Source organism: Qipengyuania aquimaris (genome assembly GCF_009827445.1).
GTDB classification, from domain to species: domain Bacteria; phylum Pseudomonadota; class Alphaproteobacteria; order Sphingomonadales; family Sphingomonadaceae; genus Qipengyuania; species Qipengyuania aquimaris.
In genome coordinates this window covers 398,474-408,813 of sequence record NZ_WTYI01000001.1, presented here as the reverse complement: position 1 = coordinate 408,813, position 10,340 = coordinate 398,474, and the positions used below count along the sequence as shown (strand labels likewise).

Annotated in this window: 13 protein-coding genes; 7 read left to right on the top strand and 6 right to left on the bottom strand. The window is 62.3% G+C overall.

Annotated elements, in window-relative coordinates; all coding sequences use genetic code 11:
* The 3 genes from GRI34_RS01955 to GRI34_RS01945 are packed head-to-tail and all read left to right on the top strand — an operon-like array spanning nucleotide 1 to nucleotide 1,861.
* The gene (locus tag GRI34_RS01955) at nucleotides 1-1,242 is read left to right on the top strand and encodes a DUF3089 domain-containing protein (RefSeq protein ID WP_160594503.1); all 1,242 of its coding nucleotides are present in this window, start codon (nucleotides 1-3) and stop codon (nucleotides 1,240-1,242) included.
* Entirely contained in the window at nucleotides 1,221-1,706 is a 486-nt protein-coding gene (gene ruvX, locus GRI34_RS01950; RefSeq protein ID WP_090482313.1) for a Holliday junction resolvase RuvX, read from the top strand. Before GRI34_RS01955 ends, ruvX begins: the two co-directional genes overlap by 22 nt.
* A 14-nt stretch (nucleotides 1,707-1,720) precedes the next feature.
* Nucleotides 1,721-1,861: a hypothetical protein gene (locus tag GRI34_RS01945; RefSeq protein WP_160594502.1), complete on the top strand. Its 141-nt coding sequence runs from the start codon at nucleotides 1,721-1,723 to the stop codon at nucleotides 1,859-1,861.
* Nucleotides 1,862-1,868: 7 nt separating this feature from the next.
* Here GRI34_RS01945 and GRI34_RS01940 read toward each other — a convergent pair whose 3' ends face one another.
* Genes GRI34_RS01940 through GRI34_RS13175 form a run of 3 tightly spaced genes read right to left on the bottom strand, consistent with a single transcriptional unit; the run spans nucleotide 1,869 to nucleotide 3,886 of the window.
* A complete protein-coding gene (locus tag GRI34_RS01940) occupies nucleotides 1,869-2,756 on the bottom strand; it encodes a transposase (RefSeq protein WP_160594501.1) in 888 nt (295 codons plus the stop codon).
* Nucleotides 2,744-3,709: a hypothetical protein gene (locus GRI34_RS01935; RefSeq protein WP_160594500.1), complete on the bottom strand. Its 966-nt coding sequence runs from the start codon at nucleotides 3,707-3,709 to the stop codon at nucleotides 2,744-2,746. Before GRI34_RS01935 ends, GRI34_RS01940 begins: the two co-directional genes overlap by 13 nt.
* Nucleotides 3,710-3,724: 15 nt before the next feature.
* A complete protein-coding gene (locus tag GRI34_RS13175) occupies nucleotides 3,725-3,886 on the bottom strand; it encodes a hypothetical protein (RefSeq protein WP_199800096.1) in 162 nt (53 codons plus the stop codon).
* 138 nt (nucleotides 3,887-4,024) lie between these two features.
* On the opposite strand from GRI34_RS13175, the gene GRI34_RS01930 reads away from it, so the two are divergent.
* Nucleotides 4,025-4,483, top strand: coding sequence for a PaaI family thioesterase (locus GRI34_RS01930; RefSeq protein WP_160594499.1), 459 nt, complete (start codon nucleotides 4,025-4,027; stop codon nucleotides 4,481-4,483).
* The gene (locus GRI34_RS01925) at nucleotides 4,476-4,877 is read left to right on the top strand and encodes a PaaI family thioesterase (protein WP_160594498.1); all 402 of its coding nucleotides are present in this window, start codon (nucleotides 4,476-4,478) and stop codon (nucleotides 4,875-4,877) included. The genes GRI34_RS01930 and GRI34_RS01925 overlap by 8 nt, the downstream gene beginning before the upstream one ends.
* Nucleotides 4,878-4,888: 11 nt before the next feature.
* Here GRI34_RS01925 and GRI34_RS01920 read toward each other — a convergent pair whose 3' ends face one another.
* Nucleotides 4,889-7,027: a transglycosylase domain-containing protein gene (locus tag GRI34_RS01920; RefSeq protein WP_234028124.1), complete on the bottom strand. Its 2,139-nt coding sequence runs from the start codon at nucleotides 7,025-7,027 to the stop codon at nucleotides 4,889-4,891.
* 97 nt (nucleotides 7,028-7,124) lie between these two features.
* The gene (locus tag GRI34_RS01915) at nucleotides 7,125-8,117 is read right to left on the bottom strand and encodes an AAA family ATPase (RefSeq protein WP_160594496.1); all 993 of its coding nucleotides are present in this window, start codon (nucleotides 8,115-8,117) and stop codon (nucleotides 7,125-7,127) included.
* 55 nt (nucleotides 8,118-8,172) lie between these two features.
* On the opposite strand from GRI34_RS01915, the gene GRI34_RS01910 reads away from it, so the two are divergent.
* Nucleotides 8,173-9,018, top strand: coding sequence for an oxygenase MpaB family protein (locus GRI34_RS01910; protein WP_160594495.1), 846 nt, complete (start codon nucleotides 8,173-8,175; stop codon nucleotides 9,016-9,018).
* Between the two features lie 51 nt (nucleotides 9,019-9,069).
* Nucleotides 9,070-9,699, top strand: a complete 630-nt coding sequence (locus GRI34_RS01905; RefSeq protein WP_160594494.1) for a glutathione S-transferase family protein — start codon at nucleotides 9,070-9,072, stop codon at nucleotides 9,697-9,699.
* Here the strand turns inward: GRI34_RS01905 and GRI34_RS01900 are convergent.
* Complete coding sequence (locus tag GRI34_RS01900; protein ID WP_160594493.1) at nucleotides 9,696-10,289, bottom strand: J domain-containing protein; 594 nt, start codon at nucleotides 10,287-10,289, stop codon at nucleotides 9,696-9,698. The two genes, GRI34_RS01905 and GRI34_RS01900, sit on opposite strands and share 4 nt — an antisense overlap.
* Nucleotides 10,290-10,340 lie beyond the last annotated feature (51 nt).

Sequence of the window (10,340 nt, the reverse complement as noted above, 5' to 3'; positions counted from 1 at the left end):
ATGGCACGCAAATTCCTCTATTTCGTGGCGATAATCATTGCGATCATCATCGTCGGCGCGATTGCGCTTGCCATCTATGGGCGCGAGGCGACGGAGATCGCGTTCGTGCCGCGCGGTGAATTCGTCGAGCAGGAAGCGCTCGCCGCCAACGCCTATGAAGATCCCGCCATGTGGTATTCGCGACCAGGCATCGGAACCGACGATCCGGCGCGCTACCAACCCGCCGTCGCGCAGGTGGCACCCGATCCCGCGAGCCGCACGCCCTCTCCAGACGCTCCCGCCGCCGAACAGAGCATAGATGGACCCGCGCCTTTCGCCACCGTGGGTTCAGAGCGCGGGGAAGCTGCCGATGCGAGCGAGACGCCGTCATTCGCAGTCTTTTTCGTGCCCCCTACCAGTTACACCAAAGGCGCATTGGGCGAATGGAACGCACCGCTGAACGATGCCGAGACCGACCGTCTTGCTCGCGTGTTCCTGAGAGGTCTTGCAAGCCCGTTTAATCGAGCCGACGAAATCTGGGCGCCCAAATACAGGCAGGCCGCCGTAGGCGCGTTCCTGACCGAGCAGGACGAGGCGAGCCGCGCAATCGATGCCGCTTATGCCGACATCGCCCAGGCGTTCGCTTATTTCGTTGAAAGCGTGGATGCCGAAAAACCGATCGTCCTTGCGGGTCATAGCCAAGGCTCGGTCCACATACTGCGCCTTCTACGCGATAAGGTCGCCGACACGCCGCTGCGCGACCGGATTGCAGCGGTCTATGCGCCGGGTTGGCCGATATCGGTCGAACACGATCTGCCGTCCCTTCCCTATCCGGCCTGCGCCACGGGTGAACAAGCGAGCTGCATCGTCTCGTTTCTCAGCTTCACAGACGATGGCGACCCGGGGCAGTTGCTGCAGCGATACAGTGCCCTGCCCGGGCTGGATAGCAGTGCGCGCGGCCAGGATGACAGCGTCCTGTGCGTCAATCCGTTGTCCGGCATGACCGGAGGCTCAGTTCCTGCCTCCGACAATCTCGGCACGCTGAAGCCAAGCGCGGACATGAGTTCCGCCGAATTGGTCCCGGGTGCCGTGCCTGCGCGCTGCGACGAAGCGGGCATCCTGCGGATCGGCGATGCGCCCGATCTCGGCCCGGGCGTGCTGCCGGGTGGCAATTACCACGTCTACGACATCCCGCTGTTCTGGAAGAACTTGCAGGAAGACGTCCTCAACCGGGTGCGGACATGGACGACGCGGCAATCGTAACCGACAACCGGCTAGAATTCGGCGACCTTCTACCTGACGGCGGGGTTCTGCTCGCGCTCGACCTCGGGACCAAGACAATCGGCGTTGCAACGTGCGATGCCGGGTGGCGCTTTGCCACCGCGGGCAAGACCCTGCCACGCGGCAAGTTCACCCAGGATTGCGGCAAGCTTCGCGAGATCGTGAAGGAGCGCGCGGTGCAAGGCGTGGTCATCGGCCTGCCCCGGAACATGGACGGCAAGGAGGGCCCCCGCGCCCAGGCTAGCCGGGCTTATGCACGGAACATTGCTACCGCGCTGGACTTACCCGTGCTGCTGTGGGACGAACGCTGGTCGACCGCGAGCGCGGAGGCCGCGATGATCGGACAGGACATGAGCCGGGCAAAGCGCGCCGAACGTATCGATGCCCACGCGGCAGCGGTCATCCTGCAAGGCGCTATAGACGCGCTGGCGGGAGGGGGTTTTTAGGGAGAGGGTCGCAAATGCTGGGATTGTTCGACGTGTTCGACGTCTACGAAGGTAATACGAAAATCAGGGCGAGGCGACGTGGCAGGATTTTACGCCTGATTGGCTTCGCCGTCATCGCCCTGCTCTTCGTCCTGACAATCCGGACCCTTTGGTAGAAAGCTCCTAGAGCACAGCTCTTCGCGAAGCGGCTTCGGCCGCGAGCATTATGCTGCCGCTGTGCTCTGCCTGCCGCCACAGCACGTCGCGGCCAGCCTTGTCCAGCAGTCTGCTTCTCGCCTCGTAGCTGGCGAGACGCATACGGTCGCTGGGGTGCGACTTGCCCACCCACTCCGCGAAATTCAGCGCTTCTTTGGTTCCGATTCCGATTGCGCAGCGCAGGAAACACTCGGTGGAAGTGGGGTTGAGAATCCCCGTAACGGCATCATTCTCGAGATCGAAGCCGTATTGGTCATACCAGCCCTTGGCAGGGTCCACGTGCATGACGTTTAGCGAGACGGAAAGGCTTTGCGGCGGCAGTTGCGCGTGCACGTCACGGTGGGCGCGGTAGAGCATCAGCTTGCCTTCGGTCAGGGCGGACCGCTCGACAAACCGCAGCCCTGCCTTTTCGCCCTTACATCCCGCCACGCTTTCGTAGTCGTATTCGTAGTAATCGCTCAGATAGCCGGGTCCGAAGTAGCCTGCCGTCAAGAAGCTGAAATTGTGGTCGTGCGGGATTCCGTAAACGAATGTCTTCGCGCCGCTGGCCCTGAAGCAGGCTTCATCCTCGCTCGGCCAAATGTTTGCTCGCAGGAAGAAGCTGCCCATGTTCGGCGAAAGGATAATCGCCTGAGGGCCGTAGCCGCTTTCGTGGCCGCCCTCGTGATGGTTCTGCTTGAGCTGTTCGATCAGAAGGTCACCGAGAAAGTTTCGGTCGTTGCTAAGTCGCCGCAAGGCAAGCGATGCGTTATCGAGGCTTATCTCGTCTTCGGGATCGAAGCCCACGGAAAGCATATCCAGGCAAGCAGACAAGCCGTGCGAGCGTGTGTCGCACTGTTCGATCAGGCGGGGCATGGCGTTTCGTCCAATCTTGCAAGTTGTGGGTAGGTTTCAATGAGCTGCGCACGCAAGGCGCCTGCGGTGGCAGCAAGCGGATCACCGGCATTTCCCGCAAGATCGGAAAGCGCTGCAAAGCCGACGCCGCTATCTAGGGCAAGGCATTCCCGCATCGCCTGCCAGCGCAAGTGATCGCTCCCCTCGCGCGTCATTCGCGCCAGTACAGGCGCCGCATCGCGTCGCCCCATCCGCCCAAGCAGGGCAGCCTTCATCTCCCGACCACTTTCCTGACGGGAGCCGCTGGCCCTGTGCATCAATCGTCCGTCTTCCAGTGCGTATTCGCAGGCATCGGCCGGTACTTCTTCGGTCCGGGAAAGGCGCAGTATCACCATGCGGCCATGCACCTGCAGGATCGATTTCGTCTGCTCACGACCCTCGAAACGCAAGGTTTCGCCCGCCATCACACGGCGCGTTGTGCAGTCTATTGCTGCGCTTTGGTCTCGCTCTGCAAGCAATTCGAGCATTCGTACATCGGCGCTCCCAACCAGGACCGCTTCATGCCGTTCTCCGCCCGCAAAGCACGCGGAAGCTCCCGGTACGAAATCGAGTTCGGAGTAACTCAAGACACTGAGCGCCGCCCGCCCGGAATAGGCGAGTTGGAGCACGCTCAAACCGTTGGAGTGCTGATGCCGGATGGGCACTTGCCCTAGCGGGTTCCGAGAGAGGCAAGCCATCATGGGCTGCATCAGCGCAGTCACGAGCTGGCCTGCCTCGGCACAATCATCGAACAGCGCACACAAAGCCGGGCAATCTTCGAAAGTCGCGCCTTCGCCATAGGATCCAAGTTCTTCCAGCACCTCCCGTGCCGTTCCATTGCGCCAATCGTCGCGCACCCGTTCCAAAGCCTTTTGCGCCTTGCGCTGCGAGGTGCGATCACCCCGCAGCGCGCGCAATTCCGGATCGATCCTCATTGCGGCGGCCCGTCCTTAGAAGAAGGCCTGGGTTTCTACGGTTTCGTAGACATAGACCATGATCACGATCACGCGGTCGTCCACGGTCGGCCCACCATCAGCGGAAAAGCTGCCGAAAAGGCCGGTGACGGTGTCGAGGCCGGGCAGGTTGGAAATATCGATCTTGGGAAGTTCCATTGTGTGCTCCCTGTTGCGCGGAGCCGGACGCCAATGTCCTGCTTTCGCCGCGCTGGGACTGGCTGGCGGTTTGACGCGCCTGGATCGAATTAAAAGGCTGTAACTTGCGGGAACCCGGCGCTATCGCCGCGTGAAACCATGACCGAAACCGCCAAATTCGATCCGCGCGCCGCCACGCCCGTCCTCACCAGCAGGGGGCACTCGGGTTGGCTGGGCCTTGCCTATTCCGACCACGGTGAAGATTGGGTTGAACTCACCCTCCCTTGGCGTACCGACCTGCTCGGCGAAGATGGGCAGCAGGTTCTGGCATCGGGCCCGATCATGAGCCTCATGGACATGGCGAGCGGCCTCGCGATCTGGAAAAAGATGGATCGCTTCGAACCCATTGCGACACTCGATCTCAGGGTCGATTACGTGCGCCCGGCGCGAGAAGGCGCATCGGTCTACGGACGGTCGCAATGCTACCGCCTGACTCGCAGCGCCGCATTCGTCAGGGGCCTCGCCCATGACGGCGATGTCGATGATCCCGTCGCCCATATCCAGGGCGTTTTCATGAAAATCGGCGGAGCCGACACGCGGGAGGTGCCAAATGGCTGAGCATCCCGAAATCAGTGTCCTCACCCCCTACGCCCGATCACTCGGCATCAAGCTGGCGAAATGGGACGGCGATACACCAGTTATGCGCGTCGATTTCGTCGAAGCCGTCGAAGGGCGGCCCGAGCATTATCACGGGGGCGCAACCGGCGGCTTGCTGGAGACCGCAGGCTACGCGGCTCTGCGCGCTTTATTGGCGCAAAGGGATCGCGAGGCGGTGCTGAAACCGATCAATATCACCGTGCAATATCTGTCTGCGGGTAAGAGCCGCGAGACTTACGCAAGCGGCCGCGTCACGAAGCTGGGTCGCCGCAGTGCAAACATCACGGTCGAGGCGTGGCAGGATAATCCCGATCGCCCCATCGCGACCGCCGTCATGAACGTGCTGATGGCCTAACCAGCGAAAGACTAGTTCGCTTCGAGCGCGCCGCGCCGCTCCAATTCTTCGCGAATCGCCTCATAACGCTGTTCTTCGGCTCTGCGCCGCGCTTCCTCTATCGCTTCTTCGGATACCGAAACGCCTTCGTCTCCAATGCGGATATCGACCGGGATGCCATCGATTTCCGTCGAGAAAACCGCTTCGCCGTCGCGGATGCGCAGGCGCGAGTTACCGTCGCCAATGGGGATGTCCTCCAGATCGGGCACATCGAGCGGTTCGACCGGACCGCCGGGGTCCTCGTTCGAACGCGGACCGGGGCGATCGGGCGCAGCACTTGCGCCAAGTGCCTGCGTCATGAAGTTGCGCCAGATCTGTGCGGGAAGCCCGCCACCCGAAATACCATCGAGCGGCGAATTGTCGTCGTTCCCGATCCAGACCCCGACCACGAGGTCTCCTGCATAGCCGACAAACAGAGCATCGCGGTTCTCCTGGCTGGTGCCGGTCTTGCCGAAGTTCGGCCCGGACAGCATCGCGCGCCGGCCGGTGCCCTCGTTGATCACGGCGCGAAGCATGTCCTCGATCTCGGAATGTGTCGAACCGCTCAAGCTGTCATTGCCGTCCCAAAGACGCTGGAACCAGCCCTTCTCTTCCTTGGCGAAAGCGTGCGGCCTTATCGGGAATGAATTTGCTGCAATGCCGGCATAGGCTGCGGTCATTTCGAGCAGGTTCATGCTGGCCGAACCGAGCGCAATACTCGGATCGCCGCGTGTGAAATCTCCCGTGATGCCGAAGTCGCGGACAGTCTCGATGACCTTTTCCGAGCCGACCTCATTGAAGAGGCGCAGCGTCGCGACATTGCTGGACTGGGCCAGGGCATCGCGCAGGGTGATGGTAGGCGAATAGCGGCCGTTGGCATTGCGCGGGCGATAGCTGCCCTCGGTAATCTCGGTATTGTCGATAGTATCGTCGGGGCTCCACCCGTTCCGCAGCGCGGCGAGGTAGACGAAGGTCTTGATCGTGGAGCCCGACTGCCGCTCTGCCTGCGTGGCACGGTTGAAGGGCGATTTCGCATAATCCTTGCCGCCGATCATCGCCACGACCTCGCCATTGGTGCGCATGGCGACAAGTGCCACCTGAGCATTCCCGAGAGGCGCACGGCTCGTCACGTTGCGGGCGATATTCTGGAGCCGACTATCGAGCGTCGTGGTGAGCGTCTGTCGCGAATAGCCCGTTTCGGTCAGCTCGCGCGCTTCGGGCAAGGCCCAGTCCGCGAAATACGTGCCGGTGGGAAGGTCGCTTTTCATGCGCACATCGAGTGCGGGAGACTTCATCGCGCGAGCCTGCGCATCGGAGATGTACCCCGCTGCGACCATCGACTGGATGACCAGCCGCATGCGCTTTTCGGCCCGGTCGTAATGGCGGGTGGGGGCATAGGCGCTCGGAGCCTGCAGCAGCCCTGCCAGCATGGCCGCCTGGTTAGGCCGCAGGTTTTCCGGCTGGCGATAGAAATAATGGAGGCTCGCCGCTCTCAGGCCGTACACATTGTCGCCAAAATAGGCGTTGGACAGATAGCGTTCGAGGATCTCGTCCTTGGTCAGCCAGCTTTCCAGCCAGAACGCGATCAATGCCTCGCGAGCCTTGCGGGTCAGCGTTCGCTCGGGAGTCAGGAAGGTGAACTTGGCGAGCTGCTGTGTAATCGTGCTGCCCCCGCCGGTGCCGGTCACCGCAGCACGGGCGATCCCGCGCGGGTCGACGCCCCAATGGCTGTAGAAACGACGGTCCTCGATCGCGAGAAAGGCCTGGATCACATGGGGCGGCAGTCGGTCGACATCGACCGGCTCGTCGGTAATCGCCCCATTGCGGGCGATCGGCGTTCCGTCCGCCGCCAGCAGGGTGATCTGCGGCGGCGCGATCGGTTCAAGAGACTTGCCCAGCGGCGCCGTGATCGCCAGCCAGCCGACAAGGACGATGAATAGCGCCAGCACGCCGGCAATGGCCCGGACGAACCACCAGCGTTTGCGGCGGCCGCGCCAGTAATCGCGTTGCCACGGCCGCAGGCGTTTCTGCTCCTGCCGGGCGAGCGCATCGTCGAGGTCGTCCCAACGTGCGTCCCAGGCCTCGTCGTCGAAGCCATCGTGCAGCGAATAGAAGCCGCGATGCGATGACATCGCCGGTTCGCCGCGCCGCCTGCGAAAGATGGAATCGAGTACGCCCATGACCTACTGTGCTACACAAATAACACAGTCATTCATAGGGGGCTCAACCTTAACTCTTGCCGACTACGCTTTCGGGCAGGTCTTCGCCGAAAACGCGCTGGTAGTATTCGGCCACCAGCATTCGTTCTTCCTCGTCGCACTTGTTGAGGAAGGAAAGGCGGAAGGCAAAGCCCACGTCCTTGAAGATGGCGTAGTTCTGCGCCCAGGTGATCACCGTACGCGGGCTCATCACGGTCGAGATATCGCCGTTGATGAATCCCTGTCGCGAAAGGTCGGCAACCTTGATCATGTCGGCGAGGATCTTCGGATCGATATCCGGGTTCTTCGCCTCGACGATCTTCTGCTCGGTCTCGGCGGGCAGGTAGTTGAGGCCGACCACGATGTTCCAGCGGTCCATCTGACCCTGGTTGATCGCCTGCGTGCCGTGATAAAGCCCGCTGGTATCGCCGAGGCCGACGGTGTTAGCGGTGGCGAAAAGACGGAAATGCGCATCCGGCCTGATCACGCGGTTCTGGTCGAGCAAAGTCAGCTTGCCCTGCTGTTCGAGGACGCGCTGGATCACGAACATCACGTCCGGGCGGCCTGCATCGTATTCGTCGAACACCAGCGCGACCGGGTGCTGGAGCGCCCAGGGCAGCAGGCCTTCGCGGAATTCGGTAACCTGCAAGCCATCGCGCAGCACGATGGCATCGCGTCCGACGAGGTCGATACGGCTGATATGCGCATCGAGGTTGATGCGGATACATGGCCAGTTGAGACGCGCTGCGACCTGTTCGATGTGGGTCGACTTGCCCGTGCCGTGATAGCCCTGGACCATCACCCGGCGGTCGTGCGCGAAGCCCGCGAGAATGGCGAGCGTCGTGTCCGGATCGAACACATAGCTTTCGTCCAGGTCAGGCGTGCGTTCGTCAGGCTTGGAAAACGCCGGGACTTTCCAGTCGATATCGATGCCGAATGTCTCGCGGACATCCACCTCGATATCGGGTGCGGGAAGGACGGTTTTGGCAGCCGCGTCGAAGGTCTTGTCGGTCATCTCGTTCATCGCAGGGGCGAGGTAGGGATTTATCTTGGCCGAGCCAAGCCTATATTGGCCAGCAATGCCCCAAGACCCGCTTTCAGAACGCATCCGCATGAAGCTCGTCGAGCGGGTGCGCGGCGTGTTCAACGATGTCGAGGGCGGGGAACAGCCGGTCCCCGTTTCGGACGATGCCCTGTTCGAAAAAGACACGCCGATACGCATGGTACACGCGGACATCGTGGGCATGATGGTGGGCGGCATCCGCGGCCTGCTCTTGCAGATGCTCCATCCGCACGCGCTTCAGGGCGTGCTCGACCATTCCAACTTCCGCTCCGACATGCATGGCCGGCTGCGGCGCACCGCGCGGTTCATCGCAGTTACGACTTTCGGCCATCGCGACGACGCGCAGGCTGCGATAGAGCGGGTCAATCGCATCCATGCCGCAGTGGGCGGCACCCTGCCCGACGGATCACCCTATTCCGCAAGCGATCCGCGCACCCTCGCCTGGGTCCACGTTGCCGAAGCCACCAGCTTCCTGGCGGCCTACTTGCGTCATGTCCGTCCGGATATGCCGGGCAGCGAGCAGGACGAATACTATCGCCAGTTCGCCGTTATCGCCCGCGCTCTCGGCGCCGATCCGGTCCCGCTCGACCGGCGCGAGGCCGAGCAGATATTCCGCGAGCTGCGCAGTGATCTCGCGACATCGCCAAAGGCGCGCGAAATCGCCGATCTCGTTCTCACACAGCGGCCGGAAGGGGCACCACCGGCAGTCCAGTCCGTGCTTGGGGCGGAAGCGGTGGCGCTGCTGCCGCCCTTCGCACGCTCCATGCTCGGGCTAGAGCGGCCCGGTCTAGGCGCATTTCCGGCCAGAGCGGCGACCTGGGGCGTAGGCAAGACACTGCGTTGGGCCTTCCGCCAGAATTGACACGCGTGTGGTGGTGCGGCTTGCTAGAGCAAAGCGCAGAGGAGACGACACATGGCCGAATATACCTTCTTCACCAACCCAATGAGCAGGGGCCAGATCGCGCGTTGGGCACTGCATGAAGTCGGCGCGGATTACGATACGGAACTGGTAGAATGGGCCGCCAAGTCGGAAGCTTTCCTAAAGGCGAATCCGCTCGGCAAGGTGCCGACGCTGGTGCACCATCATGGCGATCACATCCACACCGTGACCGAGGCGGCAGCCATCTGCCACTACCTAGCCGAAATGCATCCCGATGCCGGGCTCCTTCCCGAGCCGCACGAGAAAGCCGCCTATTTCCGCCGATTGTTCTTTGCAGCCGGTCCGGTCGAACAGGCTGTCATCGCCAACAGCATGGGCTGGGGCGTCGACGATCCGCAAAAGCAAGGCATGCTGGGCTTCGGCAGCTACGAGCGCGCGATGGACACCTTCGATACGCTAATGGCGGACCGCGACTATGTCTGCGGCGACCGCTTCACCATGGCTGACGTCTATGTCGGCAGCCAGGTGGACTGGGGGCTGCAATTCGGCACGATACCGAAACGACCAGTGTTCGAGGCCTACGCCGAGCGCCTACGCGAACGGCCTGCCTACAAGGAAGCCAAGGCAATCGACATGCAACTGGTCTCTGAGCAGCGGGGTTAGGCGATCGCCCTGCTCTTGCGCAGCGTCTGGTAGGCTTCGACGACCTTGTTCAGCCGCGTTTCGTAGCCCCGGTCGCCGCCGTTCCTGTCGGGGTGGTAGCGCCGGACGAGTTCTGAATATCGCCGCCGCAAGACCTTGCGATCGACGTCGAGACCGAGGCCCATGGTATCGAGTGCCTCGGCTTCGTCGCGGCTGAACCTTCCGTCCATCGCCATTTCCGCCTGGCGTCGGGCCTTGTTCTTGAACCCGTTTGCCCGCGCTGAAATCGCTTCGAGCGGGTCGTCGTAATCCGCCCAGCGCGGCATGCCGTCCACGCCGGCAGTCGGCCTGAAGCTCGGACTTTCCGTTCGCCAGCCGCTGGCAGGGCCCTGCGCGTCGAGGATTTCCTCGGCCGTCATGCCCTCGAACCAATCGTAACCTGCGTTAAATTCACGTACGTGCTCCAGGCACATCCAGCGCCACCTGCCGGGTCCGTCGAAGCCGTGCCCGGCCCCGCCCGGGGCACGAAACTCCCCTGCCTCCCTGCAAGTCGGGTGTTCGCACACTCTTCCGGTGTCTTCGTATCTTCCGTGAAACTTTGTCTGGCGCATTCGTTCTAGGATGGGGAGCGAATCCCTGTATGGAAAGAGGCGAAAAGGAGA

What these genes read in the sequence shown, in the direction of transcription:
- GRI34_RS01955 (WP_160594503.1), top strand. Translation starts at nt 1, where the DNA reads ATGGCACGCAAATTCCTCTATTTCGTGGCGATAATCATTGCGATCATC.
- ruvX (WP_090482313.1), top strand. Translation starts at nt 1,221, where the DNA reads ATGGACGACGCGGCAATCGTAACCGACAACCGGCTAGAATTCGGCGAC.
- GRI34_RS01945 (WP_160594502.1), top strand. Translation starts at nt 1,721, where the DNA reads ATGCTGGGATTGTTCGACGTGTTCGACGTCTACGAAGGTAATACGAAA.
- GRI34_RS01940 (WP_160594501.1), bottom strand. Translation starts at nt 2,756, where the DNA reads ATGCCCCGCCTGATCGAACAGTGCGACACACGCTCGCACGGCTTGTCT.
- GRI34_RS01935 (WP_160594500.1), bottom strand. Translation starts at nt 3,709, where the DNA reads ATGAGGATCGATCCGGAATTGCGCGCGCTGCGGGGTGATCGCACCTCG.
- GRI34_RS13175 (WP_199800096.1), bottom strand. Translation starts at nt 3,886, where the DNA reads ATGGAACTTCCCAAGATCGATATTTCCAACCTGCCCGGCCTCGACACC.
- GRI34_RS01930 (WP_160594499.1), top strand. Translation starts at nt 4,025, where the DNA reads ATGACCGAAACCGCCAAATTCGATCCGCGCGCCGCCACGCCCGTCCTC.
- GRI34_RS01925 (WP_160594498.1), top strand. Translation starts at nt 4,476, where the DNA reads ATGGCTGAGCATCCCGAAATCAGTGTCCTCACCCCCTACGCCCGATCA.
- GRI34_RS01920 (WP_234028124.1), bottom strand. Translation starts at nt 7,027, where the DNA reads ATGTCATCGCATCGCGGCTTCTATTCGCTGCACGATGGCTTCGACGAC.
- GRI34_RS01915 (WP_160594496.1), bottom strand. Translation starts at nt 8,117, where the DNA reads ATGAACGAGATGACCGACAAGACCTTCGACGCGGCTGCCAAAACCGTC.
- GRI34_RS01910 (WP_160594495.1), top strand. Translation starts at nt 8,173, where the DNA reads ATGCCCCAAGACCCGCTTTCAGAACGCATCCGCATGAAGCTCGTCGAG.
- GRI34_RS01905 (WP_160594494.1), top strand. Translation starts at nt 9,070, where the DNA reads ATGGCCGAATATACCTTCTTCACCAACCCAATGAGCAGGGGCCAGATC.
- GRI34_RS01900 (WP_160594493.1), bottom strand. Translation starts at nt 10,289, where the DNA reads ATGCGCCAGACAAAGTTTCACGGAAGATACGAAGACACCGGAAGAGTG.